This window comes from Cellulomonas sp. Root485 (assembly GCF_001426705.1).
Taxonomy (GTDB): Bacteria; Actinomycetota; Actinomycetes; order Actinomycetales; family Cellulomonadaceae; genus Cellulomonas.
This window is the reverse complement of the sequence record NZ_LMFC01000002.1, coordinates 257,402-277,053: the sequence shown is the minus strand read 5'-3', so window position 1 is coordinate 277,053 and position 19,652 is coordinate 257,402. Positions and strand designations below refer to the sequence as shown.

22 protein-coding genes and 1 tRNA gene are annotated in these 19,652 nt (G+C 72.4%); 14 read left to right on the top strand and 9 right to left on the bottom strand.

Annotation, left to right across the window (positions count from 1 at the left end; all coding sequences use genetic code 11):
- The first annotated feature begins 31 nt into the window (after positions 1–31).
- From ASD16_RS09995 to ASD16_RS09965, 7 genes are all read left to right on the top strand, one after another.
- Positions 32–1,063 carry a TIGR03885 family FMN-dependent LLM class oxidoreductase gene (locus ASD16_RS09995; protein ID WP_055916376.1) on the top strand — a complete coding sequence of 344 codons (1,032 nt, stop codon included), beginning with the start codon at positions 32–34 and terminating at the stop codon, positions 1,061–1,063.
- On the top strand, positions 1,060–2,742 hold the full coding sequence (locus tag ASD16_RS09990; protein ID WP_055916374.1) for an alpha-amylase family protein: 1,683 nt from the start codon (positions 1,060–1,062) through the stop codon (positions 2,740–2,742). Before ASD16_RS09995 ends, ASD16_RS09990 begins: the two co-directional genes overlap by 4 nt.
- 309 nt (positions 2,743–3,051) lie before the next feature.
- Positions 3,052–3,996, top strand: coding sequence for an FKBP-type peptidyl-prolyl cis-trans isomerase (locus tag ASD16_RS09985; protein ID WP_055916372.1), 945 nt, complete (start codon positions 3,052–3,054; stop codon positions 3,994–3,996).
- 129 nt (positions 3,997–4,125) lie between these two features.
- Positions 4,126–6,177 (top strand): elongation factor G, encoded by a 2,052-nt coding sequence (locus ASD16_RS09980; protein WP_055916370.1) that lies wholly within the window; start codon positions 4,126–4,128, stop codon positions 6,175–6,177.
- Positions 6,174–6,530 (top strand): nucleotide pyrophosphohydrolase, encoded by a 357-nt coding sequence (locus ASD16_RS09975; RefSeq protein WP_082570757.1) that lies wholly within the window; start codon positions 6,174–6,176, stop codon positions 6,528–6,530. Before ASD16_RS09980 ends, ASD16_RS09975 begins: the two co-directional genes overlap by 4 nt.
- Before the next feature lie 10 nt (positions 6,531–6,540).
- The gene (locus ASD16_RS09970; RefSeq protein WP_055916368.1) at positions 6,541–7,161 is read left to right on the top strand and encodes an L-threonylcarbamoyladenylate synthase; all 621 of its coding nucleotides are present in this window, start codon (positions 6,541–6,543) and stop codon (positions 7,159–7,161) included.
- 99 nt (positions 7,162–7,260) lie between these two features.
- Positions 7,261–7,737, top strand: a complete 477-nt coding sequence (locus ASD16_RS09965) for a TIGR00725 family protein (RefSeq protein ID WP_055916365.1) — start codon at positions 7,261–7,263, stop codon at positions 7,735–7,737.
- A 110-nt stretch (positions 7,738–7,847) separates the two neighbouring features.
- Here the strand turns inward: ASD16_RS09965 and ASD16_RS09960 are convergent, their stop codons facing one another.
- On the bottom strand, positions 7,848–8,732 hold the full coding sequence (locus tag ASD16_RS09960) for a DNA-3-methyladenine glycosylase (RefSeq protein ID WP_200942933.1): 885 nt from the start codon (positions 8,730–8,732) through the stop codon (positions 7,848–7,850).
- 163 nt (positions 8,733–8,895) lie between these two features.
- Between ASD16_RS09960 and ASD16_RS09955 the strand changes: the two genes are divergently transcribed.
- From ASD16_RS09955 to ASD16_RS09940, 4 genes are all read left to right on the top strand, one after another.
- Positions 8,896–10,347 (top strand): cellulose binding domain-containing protein, encoded by a 1,452-nt coding sequence (locus tag ASD16_RS09955; protein WP_055916361.1) that lies wholly within the window; start codon positions 8,896–8,898, stop codon positions 10,345–10,347.
- A 65-nt stretch (positions 10,348–10,412) separates the two neighbouring features.
- Entirely contained in the window at positions 10,413–11,168 is a 756-nt protein-coding gene (locus ASD16_RS09950) for a uracil-DNA glycosylase (protein WP_200942931.1), read from the top strand.
- Between the two features lie 10 nt (positions 11,169–11,178).
- On the top strand, positions 11,179–11,592 hold the full coding sequence (locus tag ASD16_RS09945; protein ID WP_055916359.1) for a glyoxalase/bleomycin resistance/dioxygenase family protein: 414 nt from the start codon (positions 11,179–11,181) through the stop codon (positions 11,590–11,592).
- Positions 11,593–11,677: 85 nt separating this feature from the next.
- Positions 11,678–12,625: a hypothetical protein gene (locus tag ASD16_RS09940; protein ID WP_055918218.1), complete on the top strand. Its 948-nt coding sequence runs from the start codon at positions 11,678–11,680 to the stop codon at positions 12,623–12,625.
- On the opposite strand, the gene ASD16_RS09935 is transcribed toward ASD16_RS09940, so the two are convergent.
- From ASD16_RS09935 to ASD16_RS09920, 4 genes are all read right to left on the bottom strand, one after another.
- Positions 12,600–13,400 carry an RDD family protein gene (locus tag ASD16_RS09935; protein WP_157453885.1) on the bottom strand — a complete coding sequence of 267 codons (801 nt, stop codon included), beginning with the start codon at positions 13,398–13,400 and terminating at the stop codon, positions 12,600–12,602. The two genes, ASD16_RS09940 and ASD16_RS09935, sit on opposite strands and share 26 nt — an antisense overlap.
- A gap of 146 nt (positions 13,401–13,546) precedes the next feature.
- Positions 13,547–13,996 carry an HNH endonuclease gene (locus tag ASD16_RS09930; RefSeq protein WP_055916357.1) on the bottom strand — a complete coding sequence of 150 codons (450 nt, stop codon included), beginning with the start codon at positions 13,994–13,996 and terminating at the stop codon, positions 13,547–13,549.
- 18 nt (positions 13,997–14,014) lie between these two features.
- Positions 14,015–14,088, bottom strand: a tRNA-Arg gene (locus ASD16_RS09925).
- A 130-nt stretch (positions 14,089–14,218) separates the two neighbouring features.
- Entirely contained in the window at positions 14,219–14,986 is a 768-nt protein-coding gene (locus ASD16_RS09920; RefSeq protein ID WP_200942930.1) for a TetR/AcrR family transcriptional regulator, read from the bottom strand.
- 122 nt (positions 14,987–15,108) lie between these two features.
- Between ASD16_RS09920 and ASD16_RS09915 the strand changes: the two genes are divergently transcribed.
- The 3 genes from ASD16_RS09915 (at position 15,109) to ASD16_RS09905 (ending at position 17,730) form a co-directional block, all read left to right on the top strand.
- Complete coding sequence (locus ASD16_RS09915) at positions 15,109–16,038, top strand: NAD-dependent epimerase/dehydratase family protein (RefSeq protein ID WP_055916355.1); 930 nt, start codon at positions 15,109–15,111, stop codon at positions 16,036–16,038.
- An 11-nt stretch (positions 16,039–16,049) separates the two neighbouring features.
- The gene (locus ASD16_RS09910; RefSeq protein ID WP_055916353.1) at positions 16,050–16,874 is read left to right on the top strand and encodes an LLM class flavin-dependent oxidoreductase; all 825 of its coding nucleotides are present in this window, start codon (positions 16,050–16,052) and stop codon (positions 16,872–16,874) included.
- 64 nt (positions 16,875–16,938) lie between these two features.
- Entirely contained in the window at positions 16,939–17,730 is a 792-nt protein-coding gene (locus ASD16_RS09905) for a hypothetical protein (protein WP_157453884.1), read from the top strand.
- 20 nt (positions 17,731–17,750) lie between these two features.
- Here ASD16_RS09905 and ASD16_RS09900 read toward each other — a convergent pair whose 3' ends face one another.
- The 4 genes from ASD16_RS09900 to ASD16_RS09885 form a co-directional block, all read right to left on the bottom strand.
- Positions 17,751–18,134: an SseB family protein gene (locus ASD16_RS09900; RefSeq protein ID WP_157453883.1), complete on the bottom strand. Its 384-nt coding sequence runs from the start codon at positions 18,132–18,134 to the stop codon at positions 17,751–17,753.
- A 45-nt stretch (positions 18,135–18,179) separates the two neighbouring features.
- Positions 18,180–18,503 (bottom strand): hypothetical protein, encoded by a 324-nt coding sequence (locus ASD16_RS09895; RefSeq protein ID WP_055916348.1) that lies wholly within the window; start codon positions 18,501–18,503, stop codon positions 18,180–18,182.
- 87 nt (positions 18,504–18,590) lie between these two features.
- Positions 18,591–19,055, bottom strand: coding sequence for a HEPN domain-containing protein (locus tag ASD16_RS09890; protein WP_055916346.1), 465 nt, complete (start codon positions 19,053–19,055; stop codon positions 18,591–18,593).
- On the bottom strand, positions 19,055–19,636 hold the full coding sequence (locus ASD16_RS09885; RefSeq protein WP_157453882.1) for an ArsR family transcriptional regulator: 582 nt from the start codon (positions 19,634–19,636) through the stop codon (positions 19,055–19,057). Before ASD16_RS09885 ends, ASD16_RS09890 begins: the two co-directional genes overlap by 1 nt.
- Between the last annotated feature and the right edge of the window lie 16 nt (positions 19,637–19,652).

The following is a 19,652-nucleotide window of genomic DNA, read 5'->3' as shown; positions in this document are numbered from 1 at the left end:
ACCCGCCCCGCAGCGGGTAGAACCGATCCCCATGACCATCGTCGGATTCCACAACTCGCACGAGCAGGTCCACCCCGCAGCGCTCCTCGCGGCCACCCAGCGCGCGGAGCAGGCGGGGTTCGACGCGGCCATGTGCTCGGACCACTGGGCGCCCTGGTCGGTCCGGCAGGGGCACTCGGGGTTCGCCTGGACGTGGCTCGGCGCGGCGCTGGCGACGACGGGGCTGCCGCTCGGCGTCGTGAACGCACCGGGCCAGCGGTACCACCCGGCGATCATCGCGCAGGCCGCGGCGACGCTCGCCGCGATGTTCCCCGGACGGTTCTGGGTGGCGCTGGGCTCCGGCGAGAACGTCAACGAGCACATCACCGGCGGGCGCTGGCCGGCCAAGGCGGAGCGGGACGCGCGCCTGCGGGAGTGCGTCGGGATCATCCGCGCGCTGCTGGACGGCGAGGAGGTCACGCACGACGGGCTGGTCACGGTGGATCGCGCCAAGCTGTGGACGCTTCCCGACGAGAAGCCGCTGCTCATCGGCCCCGCGGTGACGCCCGCGACGGCCCGCGCGCACGCCGACTGGGCGGACGGTCTGGTCACGGTGAACCAGTCGCCGGAGGTCCTCCACCAGGTCGTGCAGGAGTACCGCGACGCCGGTGGGCGAGGCTCCCTGACCCTGCAGGTGCACGTGTCGTGGGCGCCTGACGCGGAGACAGCCCTGGCCGTGGCCCGGGACCAGATGGCCGGCCAGGTGTTCGGTCCGCCGGTGGCGTGGGACCTGGACACCCCGGAGGCGTTCGACTCCCTCGGGACGCACGTCGGCGACGAGGCCCTGCGCCGCAGCGTGCTGGTCGACCACGACCCGGCGCGCCTGGCCGACCGCATCAGCGAGCTCGTGGCCATCGGCTTCGACGCGGTCTACCTGCACCAGGTGGCGACGGACCCCGCACCCAGCGACGAGAAGCACGACGACGCCGCACGCACCGCCACCCCCCGCAGCGCGACCCTCGACGCGTTCGTCGACATGGCCGCCGAGCACCTCCTCCCGCAGCTGAAGCAGGTGACCGCATGAGGATCCACGACACCGGCGACCTCTGGTGGAAGAACGCCGTCATCTACTGCCTGGACGTCGAGACGTTCATGGACTGGAACGACGACGGCGTCGGCGACCTGCCCGGCCTGGTCCAGCGCATCGACCACCTGGCCGACCTCGGCGTCACGTGCCTGTGGCTCATGCCCTTCTACCCGACGGCCGACTACGACGACGGCTACGACATCTCCGACTTCTACGGGGTCGACCCGCGCCTCGGCGACGCCGGCGACCTGGTCGAGGTGATCCGGACGGCCAAGGACCGCGGGATCCGGGTGATCGTCGACCTCGTCGTGAACCACACCTCGGAGAAGCACCCGTGGTTCCAGAGTGCACGCAAGAGCAAGGACAGCCCGTTCCACGACTTCTACGTGTGGCGCTCGGACAAGCCGCCGTCGACCAAGGACAAGGTCGTCTTCCCCGACAAGGAGACGGGCATCTGGACCAAGAACGACGCCACCGGTGAGTGGTACCGGCACACGTTCTACCACCAGCAGCCGGACCTGAACACTGCGAACCCGCAGGTCAGGGACGCGATCGCGAAGGTCATCGGGTACTGGGCGGAGCTCGGCCTGAGCGGGTTCCGGGTGGACGCCGTGCCGTTCTTCCTGGCGGACGCCGCCAAGACCCCGGGCGACAAGGTCGAGGACAAGCACGACTTCCTCAAGGAGCTGCGTGCGTTCCTCACGCGGCGGGTGGGCGACGCGATCCTCATGGGCGAGGTCAACCTGCCGTACCCCGAGCAGCAGAAGTACTTCGGTGGCGACGGGGCCGACAGCGACCAGCTGACCCTCCAGTTCGACTTCATCGGGATGCAGAACCTGTACCTCGCGCTCGCCCGGCAGGACGCTCGGCCCATCGCGAAGGCCCTCGAGCAGAGGCCGGAGATCCCGCACGACGCCCAGTGGGCCACGTTCGTCCGCAACCACGACGAGCTCACCCTGGACAAGCTGTCGGAGGACGAGAAGCAGGAGGTGTTCGCCGCCTTCGGCCCCGACCCCGACATGCAGCTCTACGACCGCGGCCTGCGGCGGCGCCTCCCGACGATGCTCGGCGGCGACCCGCGCCGCATCCGGATGGTCTACTCCCTGCTCTTCTCGCTGCCCGGCACCCCGGTGCTGTTCTACGGCGAGGAGATCGGCATGGGCGAGAACCTGGCGGCCGAGGGACGGCTGGCGGTCCGCACCCCGATGCAGTGGACGTCGGGTGTCAACGGCGGGTTCTCCCGGGCGTCCAAGCGCGCCCTGTCCGGGCCGGTCACCGAGGGCGGGTTCGCCCCCGAGCACGTCAACGTCGCCGACCAGCGGCGCGACCCCGACTCGCTCCTGTCCTTCGTGCAGCTGCTGGTCCGGCGCTACCGCGAGTGCCCCGAGCTCGGCTGGACGCCCCGCGCCGAGATCCTCGACCAGCCGCACCCCGCCGTCCTCGCGCACCGCAGCACCTGGGACGACGGGTCGCTGATCGCCCTGCACAACCTGGGCACCGAGCCGGCGATGGTCCCGCTGCGGCTGCCCGACTGCGACGACACCGTCCAGCTGGTCGACCTGCTCCAGGACGGCTCGTGCACCATCGACGCCCGCGGGGCTGTCGAGGTCGAGCTCGACGGCTACGGCTACCGCTGGCTCCGCGTGGTCCGCCCGGACGACCGCCGCCTGCTCTGACCGCCGGCCCCGCCGGCCGACCAAGCCATGCCTACCGCATCGCCCAGCGTCGACGGCCCTCATGCCTTGGTCGGCAGCCGCCGAACCCGACATGGGTGCCGCAATGACGCGGATGACGGCACTCATGTCGGGTTCGGCGTGCCGACGGGTCAGTCGGGACGGGTCCGGCGGAGCGCCGGCGTCCCGCGCACCTGAACCGTTTCGCTCCGCCCAACCACCGGCTCACTCAGCGGACTCCCAGCAATCTCGCGTACCGTGCCGAGGTCCGCCGCCTCCCCGGGCGGGACCCGAACCCGACGGAGGACCCTCGTGCGCCGCACGACCACCGCCCGCCGCGGCCTCGCCGCAGCAGCTCTCACCCTGTCCCTCGGCCTCGCGCTGACCGCCTGCTCGGGCGGCTCCGCCGACGACCCGTCGCCGTCCGCGTCGTCGACGTCGACCGCGAACCCCGCCGACGCCGCCGCGCTGGCCAAGGTCGAGGTCGAGGGCGAGCCCGGCAGCAAGCCCACCATCACGCTCCCGACCACCCCGTTCGAGGTCTCCGCCCTCACGGTGCGCGTGGTCGACGAGGGTGACGGCGACGAGATCGAGGAGGGTCAGACCCTCTCCATCCAGACGGCCGCGGTCAACGGCACCGACGGCAGCGAGCTGGGTGACACGTACTCGACGACGCCCGAGAAGATCGTCGCCGACGAGAACCTGCTCCCCGAGCTGCACGACGCGCTCGTCGGCCAGCAGGTCGGCGTCCGCATCCTGTTCGCCCTCCCCGCCGAGGGTGGCACCAACGTCGTCGTCGGTGAGGTCGTCGAGGCCAAGGACACCCCGAAGCCGCTCGACGGACCCGAGGGTGAGGCCGTGACGCCCGCCGCCGGCCTGCCGACGGTCACGCTGGACGCCGACGGCAAGCCGACGGTGACCCCCGTCGCCGGCGACCCGCCGACCACGCTCGTCGTGCAGCCGCTCATCAAGGGCACCGGCGCCGAGGTCACCGCGGACCAGACGCTCACCGTGAACTACAGCCTGTTCCTGTGGGACGGCACGCCCGTCGAGTCGTCCTTCGACAGCGGCGAGCCCGCGACGTTCGCGCTGAACGCGGTCATCCCGGGCTGGACCGAGGGCCTCGCCGGGCAGACCGTCGGCAGCCAGGTGCTCCTGGTCGTCCCCCCGGACAAGGGCTACGGCGACCAGGCCAGCGAGTCCATCCCGGCGAACTCGACGCTGATCTTCGTCGTGGACATCCTCGCCGCCTCCTGACAAGCCTGCTGGCGGGCAGCTGACCCTGCTCGCCTCGCTCATGAGCCCGGGACGCACCTCGCGTCCCGGGCTCGTGGCGTCCTAGGGTGTCGGGAAAGGGCCACGGCCCCGACGAGCGCAGGAGAGACCATGGCGACGACGCCGAGGATCCGCACCGTGGCGCTGCTGGGCGCCGTCGGTTCCGGCAAGACGACCCTCACCGAGGCGTTGCTGCATCGGGCCGGTGTCCTGACCCGGACCGGTCGCGTCGAGGACGGCTCGACGGTGAGCGACCACGAGCCGGAGGAGATCGCGCGCGGCATCTCCCTGGGCCTCGGCGTCGCGCCCTTTCCGTGGACCGCCACGGACGGCAACACCTACGACGTGACGCTGCTGGACACCCCCGGGTCGGCGGACTTCGCGGGGTCGGTCGACGCTGCCCTCGCGGCGGCGGACCTGGCCCTGATCGTCGTCAGCGCGGTCGACGGCGTCCAGGCGGGCACCCACACGGCGTGGCGGCTCGCGGCCGACGCCGGGGTGCCGCGCATGGTCGTCGTCACCAAGGAGGACAAGGCCCGCGCGGACTTCCGGCACGTGCTGGCGGACCTGCGCGAGGCGTTCGGCGACGGGCTGGTCCCGCTCGAGCTGCCGCTGGGCGAGGAGACCGCGTTCACGGGCGTCGCCGACGTGCTCAGCGAGGAGGGTCTGGCGTACGACCGCGAGGGCCACCACCACACGGAGGCGCTGCCGACCGGGCTCGCCGACGAGGAGCACCGGCTGCACGACGAGATCACCGAGGAGATCGTCGCGCACGACGACGACCAGCTGGAGCGCTACCTGTCGGGCGAGGTGCCGACGACGCAGGAGCTGGAGAGCACCCTCGCGCACGAGGTCGTGGCCGGTGCGGCCTTCCCGGTCGTGCTGGCGTCGGGGGTCACCGGCGTGGGCGTCGACCGGCTCGCGGACCTGCTGTGCGAGCTGGGGCCGTCGCCGGCGGACCGGACCGCGCGCGTGCAGGCGGGCCGCACCGAGGTCGAGGTCGCCGCCGACCCCGACGGTCCGACGCTGCTGTACGCGTTCCGGACGCTCGCGGACCCGTTCGTCGGCCAGGTCACCATGTTCCGCGTCCTGTCCGGCACGGTCCGCAACGGCGACCGGCTGCTGAACACCGCGACCAGGACGGAGGAGCGCATCCCGGGCCTGTTCCGGCTGCGCGGCAAGGAGCACCTGCCGGTCGACGCGGTGCCGGCGGGGCAGATCGGTGCCGTCGCCAAGCTCACCGGGACCCCGTCGGGGACCCTGCTGGCGGAACGAACCGGGCCGGGCGCGTCGATGACCGCCCGGCCCCCGCGCGAGCGGGCCACCGTGTACGCGCTCGCGCTGGAGCCGGTCACGCAGTCCGACGACGACCGCCTGTCCGCCGCCCTGGCCCGCCTCACCGCCGAGGACCCGACGCTGCGCGTGGACCGCTCCGGCGACAGCACCGTCCTGCGCGGGCTCGGCGACACCCACCTGACCGTCGCGCTCGAGCGGCTGGCCCGCGTGTTCGGGGTGCACGTGAGCACGTCGCCCGTGCCGGTCGGGTACCGGGAGACCATCCGGAAGCCGGTCGAGGCCGAGGGCAAGGTGAAGAAGCAGTCGGGTGGGCACGGGCAGTTCGCGGTGGTCCAGCTGCGGGTGTCGCCTCTGCCGAGCGGGTCGGGGTTCGAGTTCGTCGACGCGATCGTCGGCGGGGCGATCCCGCGCACCTACGTCCAGGCCGTGCACAAGGGCGTCATCGAGGCCATGGCGTCGGGCGGGCCGCACGGGTACCCCGTGGTGGACCTGCGCGTCGAGGTCTACGACGGCAAGTCGCACTCGGTGGACTCCTCCGACATGGCGTTCCGGACCGCCGCCGCGACCGGTGTCCGCGAGGCGCTGCACGCCGCCGGCACCACCGTGCTCGAACCCATCAGCCACGTGTCCGTGACGGTACCGATGGCCGCGCAGGGCGACGTGATGAGCGACCTGTCCGCCCGCCGCGGGCACATCAACGCGACGACGTCCCTCGACGACGGCCTGGTGCTCATCGAGGCGTCGGTGCCGGAGGCCGAGCTCGCCCGGTACGTGCTGGACCTGCGCTCGATCACCGGCGGGCGCGCGGAGCTGACCATGGAGCCCGACCGGTTCGAGGTCTGCCCCGACCACCTGGTCCCCGCGTGACGCACGAACGCGAGCTGGCGGAGCTGACCCGCCTGGTCCGGGAGTTCAGCACCGAGCGCGACTGGCAGCAGTTCCACGACCCGAAGTCGGTGATCCTCGCGCTCGTCGGGGAGGTCGGCGAGCTGGCGGAGCTGTTCCAGTGGGTGCCCGCCGACGAGGCCGTCGCCCGGTTCTCGTCGGCGGACCGGCACGCGCGCGTCGCGGAGGAGATGGCCGACGTCCTCGTCTACCTCGTGTGCCTCGCGGACGTGCTCGGCGTCGACCTCGGCGAGGCCGCCCGGGCGAAGCTGGCCGACTCCCACCGCCGGTTCGCCGCCGACGCCGTGCGTGGCGTCGCGCCGCACAAGCCCTAGCCTCGTCACCATGGCCCGGTACTTCGACGTCCACCCCGAGAACCCCCAGCCGCGGTCGATCGCGCAGGTGGTCGAGCTGCTCCGCAAGGACGCGGTCATCGCCTATCCCACGGACTCCTGCTACGCGCTGGGCTCCCGGATCGACAACCACGCGGGTGCGGACCGCATCCGCGCCATCCGGCACCTCGACGACCGCCACCACTTCACGCTCGTCTGCGCCGACTTCGCGCAGCTGGGGCAGCTGGTGCACCTGGACAACAGCGCGTTCCGTGCCATCAAGTCGGCGACGCCCGGCCCGTACACGTTCATCCTGCTGGCCACCCCCGAGGTGCCCAAGCGGCTGGCCCACGCGAAGAAGCGCTCGGTCGGCGTCCGCATCCCGAACCACCCGGTCGCCCAGGCGATCCTGCGCGAGCTGGGCGAGCCGCTCCTGTCGAGCACCCTGCTGATGCCCGGTCACGAGTGGCCGATGGTCGAGGGCTGGCAGATCAAGGAGGAGCTCGACGGGGTGCTGGACGCGGTGGTCGACGCCGGCGACTGCGGCACGGAACCCACGACCGTGGTCGACTGGACGGAGGGCGCGCCGGAGGTCGTCCGGGTGGGCGCAGGCGACCCGGACCGCTTCAGCTGACGCGGCTCTGCGGCCGAGCTCGGTGGTTCGCGTCGAGCTCGGCGGTTCGAGGCACCGAGCTCGACGCCAACCACCGAGCTCGAGCCTGAGGAGGCGGACATGGCGTACGTCGGGGTGGTCGGGCCGTCGTCGGCCGACGAGCGTGAGCTGCGCGAGGCCGAGGCGCTCGGGCGCGGGCTGGCACAGCGCGGGCACGTCGTCGTCTGCGGCGGGCTCGGCGGGGTGATGGAGGCCGTCTCTCGGGGCGCTGCGGGGGTCGGTGGCGTCGTCCTCGGACTGCTCCCCGGCACCGACCGGGCCGACGCCAACCCGTACGTCTCGGTCGCCGTCCCGACCGGCCTGGGTGAGCTGCGCAACGGTCTGCTGGTGCGGTCCAGCGACGTCGTCGTGAGCGTCGGCGGGTCCTGGGGGACGCTGAGCGAGGTCGCGCTGGCGGTCCGGACGGGGGTGCCGGTGATCGGCGTCGCGGGGTGGACCCTGACGACGACGGACGGTCAAAAGGTGGACGACGGACCGCGGGCGGTGACCTCAGCCGGGGCGGCGCTCGCGCTGCTGGACGAGTGGCTCCCTCGCTGACCTGACACTTCTCTCACCTGCACGGATGCGGTCTCAGCACAGTCGGCCGCCTCGGCTCCGAGTCGGTCGCGCAGGCTGCTGCCGGGGGAACGGCAAGGCTGGATCACCGCTCAGGAGCTGGCGCGCAGGTAGTGCGCCCAGTACCCGGCCCAGGCCCCGTACGGCTCCGCGAGCCGCGCGAGCTCGGCCTCGTCGACCGGGTGACCGTAGACGCGCGTCGCGGCGCGCAGCATCTCGCGGTCGGCGGAGACCGACTCCATCCGCCCGAGCCCGCGGATCATCACGAACGACGCCGACCACGGCCCGATGCCCGGGAGCCCGAGCAGCAGGTCGCGGACCTCGTCGTGCGGAGCGGTGCCCAGCAGCTGCTCGTCGAACGCCGTCCACCGCCGCGCGGACTCGTGCAGGAAGCCCGCCTTGCGCTCGTTGCCGACGACCTCCGCCAAGGCGGCCGGGTCCAGCCCGGCGACCTGCTCGGCATCCGGGAACGCCCACCAGGTGCGGCCGTCCGCCTCGATGGCGTTGCCGACATGCTCGATCAGCGCACGCTTGGCGCGCTGTGCGAGGGGCATCGGGGTGCGCTGCGCCAGGATCGCCCAGGCGACGTTCTCCCACGGTGACGCGAACTTCACCTGGTGGTAGCCGTGCAGGCGCTCGAGGACGGGACGGAACGCCACGTCGTCGCGCGCGATGTCGTAGAACGGTGCGAGGTCGTCGTCGAGGCTCAGCCAGAAGGCGATGCGCGCCGCCGCTGCGGACGACACCTCGGCGCCGAGCGGGCCGTCCGCCCGCAGCGACACCTGCACGCCCGGCGCGTCGGCCGCTGCTGTCACGGTCGCGAGCACGGTGGATCCGGCTGCCCGCATCGCGACGATCAGCTTGCCGTCGCCGGCCCCCTGCTCCCCGCGCGTCGGCGCGAACCCGCACACGAACGCGACGGACGCATCGAAGTCGAACGGGGCGGTGGCGGGCAGCGCGAGGACGGCGGCGGTCATGGCTCCAGCCTCGACCATGGGTCTGACACGGGCCGTCAGCCGCGTCGAAGCGCTTCACACGGTGCACCGCCCGTCGCCCGGACGCTACGAAGGAGCGCGCCGCAGCCGACCGGCCGGCCGAACCCCGACGAAGGGAACTGGCGTGCGACGACTGCGTGCTGCCATGACGCTCACCGCCATCGCGACCTGCGCGGCCCTGGTCCCCGTGGCGGCCGCCGCCGCCGACACCTCGAGCCTCGCGAGCACCGCCCACACCGCCGGACGGGTCGTCGCCAGCGGCGACACGTGGCAGCACGCGTGGCCCGGTGTCTACTTCGAGGGGCGGTTCCGCGGGACGGGCGTCGGCATCGAGCTCGACGACGCCACCGGGGACTACGACATCTCGATCGACGGCGGCACTCCCACGACGCTCGTGACGCCCGGTCGGGTCACGCACCGCGTCGAGGGCCTGTCGAACAGCGAGCACACCGTGCGCGTCGTCAAGCGCAGCGAGGTGCCGTGGGCGACCAGCACGTTCGGTGGCTTCGTGCCCGTCAACGGCAGCGTGATCCTGTCCGCGCCCGCCAAACGCGACCTGCAGCTCGAGTTCGTCGGCGACTCCTACACGGCCGGCTACGGCAACACGTCCACGAGCCGCGACTGCACCGGCGAGCAGGTCACCCGGACCACGAACGCAGACCTGTCGTTCGGTGCGGTGACCGCCCGGGCCCTCGGTGCGGACTACCAGATCAACGCGTTCTCGGGGCGCGGGATGGTGCGCAACTACGCGGGCGGCGAGCAGGGCACCAGCTACCGCACGTACTACGACCGCGCCCTGCCGTTCAGCACGGACGCATGGGACCCCCCGGCCGACTGGCAGCCGGACGCCGTCGTCGTCGGCCTCGGGGTCAACGACTTCTCGACGGCCCTCAACGGCAACGAGGCCTGGGCCACCCCGGCTGCGCTGCGCGAGGCGTGGGTCACCGCGTACCACGGGTTCATCGACACGCTGCGGGCGCAGTACGGGCCGGACACGTACATCGTGGTCAGCGCGACGTACGTGCAGACCGGCACCGACCTGCCGGACCTGGCGCAGCGCGTCGTCCGGGAGGAGAAGGCCGCCGGCGACAGCCGCGTGGCGTACTGGTACTACGGCAACGAGGGTCTCGACTACAGCGGCTGCCACTGGCACCCGTCGGTCGCCGACGACAAGGTGATCGCCGCCCAGCTCACCAGCTACCTCAAGGCCCTCCCGCTGGGTGGCGCACCGACACCGACACCCACCCCCACGCCGACCGCCACCCCGACGCCCACCCCGACCCCGACCCCGACCTCCCAGCCGTCGGCGTGCACGGCGAGGCTCACGGTCGGCGGCACGTGGCCCGGCGGCTACCAGGCGTCGGTCGACGTGACGGCCGGGACCGCGATCAGCCGGTGGCGGACGACGATCACGCTGCCGGCGGGGGGCGCGCTGACCCAGCTGTGGTCGGGTCACGCCACGACGTCCGGGCAGGTGGTCACGGTCACGAACACGGACTGGAACGGCTCGCTCGCCGGCGGCCGGTCCACGGCATTCGGGTTCCTCGGCACAGGCACGCCGCCCACGAACGGCGCGGTGCCCTGCACGGCGAGCTGACCGCCCGCTCCGCCTCGACGGCCCTGACCGCGACCAGCGGTCGGGGCCGTCGTACGGTGCGACGTGTGGACCAGCCGCTGACGACCCCCGACGACGTCGTCCGTGCCGCGCACGGGGCCGGCGACCTCGCCGCGCTCGACGCGGTGGTCCCGCAGTGCCGGGCGTGCCCTCGGCTCGTCGAGTGGCGCGAGCTGATGGGCGTCGAGAAGCGGGCGGCATTCCGCGACGAGACGTACTGGGCACGGCCGGTCCCGGGCTTCGGCGACCCGGGCGCGTCGGTGCTCGTCGTCGGCCTGGCCCCCGCGGCGCACGGCGCCAACCGCACGGGCCGGATGTTCACGGGCGACCGGTCGGGGGACTTCCTGTTCGCGGCGATGCACCGCACGGGGTTCGCGTCGCAGGCGACCTCCACCGCCCGCGACGACGGCCTGACGCTCACGGACATCCGCGTGACGGCCCCGGTGCGGTGCGCCCCGCCCGGCAACGCGCCCACCCCGCTGGAGCGCCGGACGTGCGGGCCGTTCCTCGGCCGGGAGCTGGCGCTGGTCCGCCCGCGCGTGATCGTCGTGCTCGGTGGGTTCGGGTGGCAGGCGCTGCTCACCACGCTGGCCGAGCAGGGGTGGGCGGTGCCTCGTCCGCGGCCACCGTTCGGCCACGGCGTGGAGCTGGTCCTCGCCGGGCCGGACGGTGCCGAGCTCGTGCTGCTCGGCTGCTTCCACGTCAGCCAGCAGAACACCTTCACGGGTCGGCTGACCCCGGAGATGCTCGACGCGGTCCTGGTGCGCGCGCGCGACCTGTCGGGCGTCGGAGGCCGGGACTAGCGTCCGAGGCATGGAGATCTCCTTCGTCGCAGGGTTCGGTCCGATCACCCGCGACGGCGACGCCGCCCGGGCGTTCTGGGGTGCCGGTGGCCTCGGCGTCGCCCTCGAGGAGCCGGCGCCCGGGTACCTCACCAACGACGACCTGGACGGCGTCAAGGCGTTCGCGCTGTGGCCGCTCGCGCAGGCCGCGGAGTCGACGTTCGGGTCGGCACCGTGGCCGGCGGACGTGCCGGTCCCGCAGGCCTGGATCGAGTTCGACGTCCCCACCGTCGCGGCGGTCGCCGCCGCCGTCGCGGAGCTGACCGCCGCGGGTCACCGGGTGCTCAAGGGGGCCACCGAGGAGCCGTGGGGCCAGACGACGTCCCGGCTGCTCAGCCCGGAGGGCCTGCTGGTCGGCGTGACGTTCACGCCCTGGATGCACTGACTTTGTTCGTCACCCTAAGAAAGTCGTAGGGTGGTCACCGGCGATCGAAGGGGATGGCGTGGGCGACCTCGGCTACGTGGCAGGCATGACCTGGGGCTGGACCGGCGTGCGGGGCACGTGGGGCGGTCCGGACGCAGAGGGGTCGATGGACCTCATGGTCGAACGCCTCGGCGTGAACTGGACCGCGATCACGCTGGGCGCCCTGCAGGACACCCCGCAGTCGACGCAGATCCAGTTCCGCGACCGGCCGACGGTCACCGACGACGAGGTCCGGTGGGCGATCCGGCAGGCCAAGGCGCGCGGGCTGAAGGTCTGCCTGAAGCCCGTCGTCAACGTCCGGAACGGCACGTGGCGCGCCCACATCAACTTCTTCGACATCGACGTCCCCCCGGAGCCGACGTGGTCCCAGTGGTTCGCCAGCTACACCGAGTTCATCGTCCACCACGCGCGCATCGCGGCCGAGGAGGGCGCAGAGATGCTCTGCATCGGCTGCGAGATGGTGCAGTCGGACCGCCGCGAGACCCAGTGGCGCGCCCTGATCGCCGAGGTCCGCGCGGTCTACGACGGCCTGGTCACCTACAACTGCGACAAGTACCAGGAGGACCACGTCGGCTGGTGGGACGCCGTCGACGTCATCTCCTCGTCGGGCTACTACCCGCTCGACGACTGGGAGAAGCAGCTGGACCGCATCGAGCCCGTCGTGGCCGCGTTCGGCAAGCCGTTCTTCTTCATGGAGGCCGGCTGCCCCAGCCGCGTCGGCTCCCCCGCCCTGCCCAACGACTGGAACCTGCGTGGTGCCCCGTCGCAGCAGGCGCAGGCCGACTGGTACGAGGCGGCGTTCACCGCGGCCGCGCGACGCGACTGGGTCCGCGGCTTCATGCTCTGGGACTGGCCCGCGAAGCTCTACGACGAGTCCGCCGCGGCCACCGACGACGACTACTGCATGTTCGGCAAGGTCGCCGAGGGCGTGGTGCGGAGCGCCTACGCGGCGGCGCTCCGCACCGACGTCACCGGACGACGACCGTCTTGGTGAGCTTGTCCGAGAAGGTCTGACGCTTGGTGTCCCACAGCGGCCACAGGTACCCGAGGTAGAAGAACCCGTCGACGTAGTGCGCGATGTCGCGCACGAACGCCATCCAGACGCCGATCGGCGCACCGGTCGCGTCACCCTGCATGGTCAGGCCGACCGCCTTCTTGCCCCACGACTGCCCGGTCCGGCCGCCGCGGACCCAGCGGTTCCAGCCCCACAGGACGAGGGACGCCAGCGCACCGACGCCGAACGCGATCGCGCCCGTCGCGGTGGGCTGGTCCGTGGGGGTGCCGTACCGGTCGAACCCCGGCTCCGTCACGACCGACATGACCAGCAGGCCCGCGAAGTAGGGCAGGATCGCCAGCGAGTCGAGCATGTACGCCCCGACCCGCTGGATCCAGGGGGCGTGGACGACGCCGTAGCCGACGAAGTAGCCGGGGTATCCGACGACGGGGGCGCCGTAGGTCGGCATGCCGTCGGTGGGGGCGCCGAACGGAGCCGGTGTCCCGTACGCGGGTGCGGCCTGACCGTAGCCGGGCTGGGCGTATGAGGGCTGGGCGTAGGCAGGCTGACCGTAGGTGGGCTGAGCAAACGCGGGCTCCCCGTAGGCGGGCTGGCCGTACGCGGGCTGGCCATAGGCGGGCTGGCCGTACGGGTCCGCGGGCGCCTGGCCGTAGGCGGGCTGCGCGTACGGGTCCGGAACCCCCGGGCCGGAGGGGTTCGGGGTCGGCTGCCAGCCGCTCCCCGGGTTCGGCTGGTACGGGTCCTGGGTGCTCACGGGTCTCCTGTGCGACGTGGCGATCGCCGGCGAGCGGACGGCCGACGAGGGTGCTGCCACCCCATCGACACGTCCGCCCGACCGGTTGAGCGTCGTCACACGGATGCGACCAGCGCCACCTCGATCTGCCGGCGATCAGGCCGAGCTCATCCCCGGAGCAGCTCCAGGTGCGTCGGCACCCTCGGCTCGAGGCGCAGCCGCATCCCCGCCTCCGCAGGGGTCCGGTCGCGCTTGCGGTGGTTGCAGGCGCCGCAGGCGGCGACCGTGTTCAGCCACGAGCTGGCGCCGCCGCGGCTGCGAGGCATCACGTGGTCGACGGTCAGCGCGCCGCCCGTGCCGCAGTACGCGCAGTGGTGGCCGTCGCGCGCCAGCATCCCGGCGCGCGACCACGTCGGGACGCCCGTGCGGTGACGCCAGCGCATCTGCACGTAGCGGACCAGGCGCAGCACGGCAGGCAGCGGGTACGGGCCGAACGTGCGGCCGTCGACGGCCTCCTCGACGACGGCGACCCGGCGGTGGAGCATGCGGACGGCGTGCGCGAGCGAGACGCGCTGGAGGGGCTCGTAGCCCGCGTTGAGGACGAGTACTCCCGCCATCGTCGAACCTTTCGGTAGTGCCCCACGCTGGAGTCGAACCAGCAGCCTCCGGCGTCGTAGGCCGGCACTCTGTCCTGTTGAGCTAGCGGGGCGGATCGGTGTGTGGTCGCGAGCGGAGGAGTCGAACCTCCCGGGGCGGGACCGTCACGGACCCGCCGGCGACCTGCGCCCGCGGGGACCAGGGTGCGGTCCGGGCGGGCGATCGGGCCAGTGAATTCCTGGTCAGTCCAGCGAGATGCGCAGGCCGACGCCCGCGGCGGACGTGGCGATCGTGACGTCGAAGAACCGCGCGTAGTCCTGCGCGACGTGGTGCAGGTGGCCGAACAGCTCGACGGAGATCGCCCCGACGAGGGACGTGAACAGGGTCGCCGACCGGACCGCGATCCGGGCGATCTCGTCGGGCACCTCGTCGGGGTCGGTCCATCCGGCGGTCGCCAGCGCTTCGGGTGCCATGCGGCCCGCCGGGTCGAAGTCGGGTCCCGTCGGCGCCAGGACGCCCTCGCCGGCGGCCCGCATCAACAGCCCGATGATGACTCCCCACAGTCGGACGGCGGCGCGCACGGTGTCGTCCGGCGCGCGGTAGCCGCGAACCGGGGTGCCGTAGATGAGCTCGAACGAGTACGGCTGGTCGAGGGCCCAGCGGCGCACGGCGCGCGCGACCTCCAGCCACGTCTGCGCGGGGTCGCTTCCGGAGCCGGCGGCCTTCTCCGCAACCTCCCCGACGGCGTCGTACGCCTCGATGATGAGCAGCGTGAGCAGCGCGTCGCGCGAGGGGACGTAGCGGTAGACCGCCGACGACGCCATGCCGAGGTCGCGCGCGACGGCGCGCAGGCTCAGCGCCGCGGACCCCTCACTCTCCAATCGGGCGCGTGCGGCGGCGAGCAGCTCGGACATGACCTCGGCGCGCGCCCGGTCGCGGGCGCGGAGCGGGATCGGTCCGGCCACGGCTCCGTCGTGTGCACCCGGAGGCGGTGTCGTCGGCTCGGTCACGGACGCCAGTGTGCCTCCTCCGTCGAGAAACTGCGAGCACTGCTCTTGTTTGCGCCGGCGTGTTGTGCGAGCATTGCTCACAGCAGAGAGCACTGCTCTCGTTTCCCACGAAGGAGTCCGCCATGACCCGTCACGTCATCGTCGGCAAGGGTGCCGTCGGCACCACGCTGGCCCACCTGCTCGCCGACGACGGCGCCGACGTCCTGGTGCTCAGCCGGTCCGGCGGCACCTCCGCCGGCCGGATCACGCACGCCGCCGTCGACGCCACCGACGTCGACGCCCTGACCGCAGCCGTCCGCGGCGCCGACGTCGTCTACAACTGCGCGGCCCCGCCGTACCACCGCTGGCCCACCGACTGGCCCCCGCTGTGGGCGGCGCTGCTCGACTCGGCCGCCCGGACCGGTGCCGTCCTCGTCTCCGTCGGCAACCTGTACGGCTACGCGACGCACGGTGCCGTGATGACCGAGGACACCCCGCTCGACAGCACCGAGCGCAAGGGCATGGTTCGCGCGCAGATGTGGCGCGACGCCGAGGCTCGGCACCGCGCGGGTGACCTGCGGGTCACCGAGGTGCGCGCCGCCGACTACTTCGGGCCGTACGCCGACTCCCAGGCGATGGTCGGGCCGCGGTTCCTCACCCCGCTGCGGGCCGGCAAGGTCGTGCGGACGGTCGTCGCCGTCGACCAGCCGCACAGCTGGACGTACCTGCCCGACCTCGCCCGCGCGCTCGTCGCGGCCGGCCGGACACCCGATGCCTGGGGGCGCGCGTGGCACGTGCCGACCGCGGAGCCGCTGACCGTGCGCGAGCTCGGCGAACGGTTCGCCGTGGGCCTGCCCGCTCCCCGGATCCGCCCGATGCCGGCGGCCGTCGTGCGCGCCCTCGGGCTGGTCTCGCCGCTGTTGCGCGAGGTCGCCGGCGTCTCCGACCACTTCTCGGAGCCGTACGTCATGGACACAGCGGCGTCGTCGCGGATGCTCGGTCTCGTCGCGACGCCGTGGGACGCAGCGGTCGCGGAGACCCTGGGAAGGACGGCTGTCGGAGGTCGGGCGTAGCGTCGGATCCCATGAAGTTCGGTGTCACCGCCTCGTGCGGGTCAGCAGCCCAGAACGTCGAGATGGCCGTCGCGGCCGAGGAAGCCGGCTGGGACGCCTTCATGGCCTGGGACGGCATCAGCGTCGGCCCCATGGACACGTTCGACCCGTGGACGGTGCTCGGCGCCGCCGCGGTGCGGACCAGCCGGATCACCCTCGGCGCCATGGTGTTCTCGCTGCCGCGGCGCAAACCGTGGGAGGTCGCGCGCCAGGCCCTCACCGTCGACCACCTGTCCGGCGGCCGGCTGGTCCTGCCCGTCGGACTCGGAGCCGTCGACGACGGTGCGTACAGCCGCGTCTCCGGCGAGACCACCGACGTCAAGGAACGGGCCGCGCTCCTCGACGACTCGCTCGCGATCCTCGACCTCGCCTGGACCGGGGACAAGTTCAGCTACGCGGGGACCCACCACCAGGTCACCGACCTGGAGTTCCAGCCCCGACCCGTGCGCGGCACCATCCCCGTCTGGGTCATCGGCGCCTGGTTCGCGCCACGGTCCATGCGCAGGGCCGCCGGGCGCGACGGGGTCATCGCGGTCCGGCGGGAGGACGGGTTCGACCCGCTGAAGCCCGACGAGTGGCGGTCCGTGCGGTCCTGGGTGGACGAGCACAGCGACGGCCGGACGGTCGAGCTCGTCGCCGAGGGGGTGCTGCCGACCGACCCGACCGAGGCGGCGGACAAGATCGCGGCCCTGGACGATGCCGGCGTCACCTGGTGGATCGACTCCAACTGGAACTTCGACACGGTCACCCCGGACGGGCTCCTGGACCGGATCCGACGGGGTCCGCTGCTCGTCTAGACCCCCTCTCGTCCCCGGAGCAGCGCTCGGTGCGTCACACTCTCCCTAGAGACGAAGGAGCACCATGCTGACATGCCCGGTCTGTACGTCCGGAGAGCTCGAACTCGTCGAACGGTTGGCGGACGATCGCCGCACCATCCGATGCACCGCCTGTAGCCACCAGTGGACCCGCGGGGAGTCGAAGACGTCGGCCCCGCTCCCGTCCTCGTCGGCCGATCTGCAGGCCCGGTTCCCCGACCGGTCCGCCGTCGACCCGGCCCGGTGGGAGAAGGTCGCCGCGCTGGCCAAGGCGTCGCCGCCCACCGAACCCGGGTACGACTGGACGCACTACCAGCAGGTGTTCGCCCGCGACGAGGTGGCCGACTGCGACCCGCAGGACCTGCTGTCGTTCGTGAACGAGACCCCCGGCGCCACCAACGCGACCACCGCCTCGTTCAACCGGGCGTGGAAGACGATGGGCGAGCGCGAAGCATCGGCCCGCACCCGGAACACCATCCGCTACCTCCTGTACGGCCCCACAACCGTGCCGCTGCCCGACCGGCTCACCCGCCTGATCCTCGGCCAGGGCGGGCTCGGCATGACCGGCTTCAAGGAGCCGACCCTGACCCGGGTCCTCGTCGCCACGTCGCCGGAGTCCTACCTGCCCATCTCCACCTACGGCGGAGCGCGTGGCGGCAAGAAGGAGATCGCGCAGCGCGTCTACGGGCTGACGCTGCCCGAGGTCGCCAAGGAGCAGTTCACGATCGGCCGGCTCATCCTGTGGAGCAACGACCTGCTCGTCGACCTGGTCGAGGACGAGTTCGACGACCTCACCCAGGCAGCCGCGTTCCTCACCACCGTCAAGGTGCCCGCGTAGTCACCCCGCGCTGACGCGGCTCACGGCGACTCGTCGTGCGGCCGCGTCAGCTCGTCGCGGAGCTTCGCAATGGCATCCGGACCCAGCTCGAACCCCTGCGAGCTGCCCGGGTTGATCACGATGCCCACGTCCGCCGGCATCCGCAGCAGCACCTCCCGCACCGGCATCGCGACCGCCTCACCCCCGAGTCGGCCCTCGTCCTTGAACCGCTGCACCGACGAGAACGCCACCAGGTGGTGCGAGCCGTCGCGCTGCACGAGCGCTGGGATGAACCCCTCGAAGTGCTCCCCCACCGGGCCACCACTCGGGACCGCGAGCTGCTCGTACGCGAACCGCGTCAGCAGCTTGGCGCCGTCGATCGTGCCGGGGGCCGCCGTGCGCAGCGCCTGGTCGAAGTCCTTCATGGGTGCTCCCTCGTCGTTGCGGGCGAGGTTCACGCTACCGGCGGTTCACCTCGTCGCCAGCCGGAACAGCGCCGGTGTCACCACCTCGATCCGGTGCACCTCGAACCCCGTCCGCCGACCGACCACGTGCCGAGCCCACGCCTGCTCCCGGCACAGCTCCCCCGACGACCACACCTGCCCGTGCGGCCACCCCGGCGTGTCCAGCAGGACGCCCATGACCTCGCCCATCACCGCGACCCAGCGCTGATCTTGAGCCGTACTCGGAACCTCGCCGAGCGGGTGGGCGACGGCCCAGACGATCGAGCCCGGGATCGGCTCGTGGCGGTCGGCGGCGGAGTAGAGGCGGCTGGCGTCCAGGGTGGTGGCCATGCGGCCAGTCCACTCGTGCGACGTGGCGGATGCGTGACCAGGGACCGACGGTGGGATGACCATCGTCGGTCGTCGCCCGATCCGTACTCAGGACTGTGCCGCCAGGATCGCGGTGATCGGCACGGCGAGCCCGACAAGCAGCTCGCCGGCAATGTCGATCGCGTCCCTCGCCTCCGCCTGGCTCACCTCTACCCCGCGGTACTCCGTGTTGTTCCGCACCATCCGAAGGTCGGCAGCGTCGTCGACGGCGGTCCGACCACCGACACTGTCGGCGATCGCGGCGGCCGCCTCGAAGGTCGTGCGGTGCTCGGACTCACCGCGCGGGCGCAGGCCCATGGAGAGCACCAACGCGAGGCACACCTTCCGACACGCGTCGTAGGCGATCTGGAAGGCGCCCTCGGTGTCGTGGTGGTCCAGCCCCGCGGACGCGGTGAGCACATGCTTCCGCGCCTGGTCGAGCAGCCTCTGGCACGTCTGGCCATCAACGGGCACCCGTTCCAGGTCGAGGCCGTTCAGCAGGTCGTTGAGCGAGCGGCGGGCCGCCGGGGTCATCAACCAGCCGCCGTGAGTTCGACCGGAACCGTTGGTCCCCTGCGGACGTCGACAACAAATCCGCTTCCCCTGTCCGCCCACTCGTCAGCGGCGATCGTCGTCACATGGACGGGGATCTGCATCCGCTCTTCCATGCGCGCCCCGGCGCGTCGAAGTTCTCGCCCCGACGGCTTGCCGACGACCACCACGTCGAGATCGTGCGGTTGCGCTCCAGGCTGACCGAGGAACCGTGCCGCCCAGGAACCCACGATCTCGGCGTGCTGGACTCCTGCCACCTGGGACAGCTCCTCGCCGACGACGTGGAGAGGCCCGAACGACCGGGCGAGGATCTGGACCAGCGGCAGGTAGTAGGGGCTCTTCGTGTCTGCGCTGATCAGACGCGTGTGCCCGGCACGCCTCTCCTTCAAGAGCCCGGCCTCGACCAGTCTGCTCGCCTCGCGCAGTGCGGTGGTCTGGTGGACGTCGGCGACGCCCGCCAACGATGCGGCGGGAGCTTCGCGGTCAGAGTCAAGCAGGAACCACGCCAAGATGCGCGCCTGAGCATCGGACCTGAAGATGGGCAGCAACTCAGAGTCATGCATAACTTGCATAGTACTA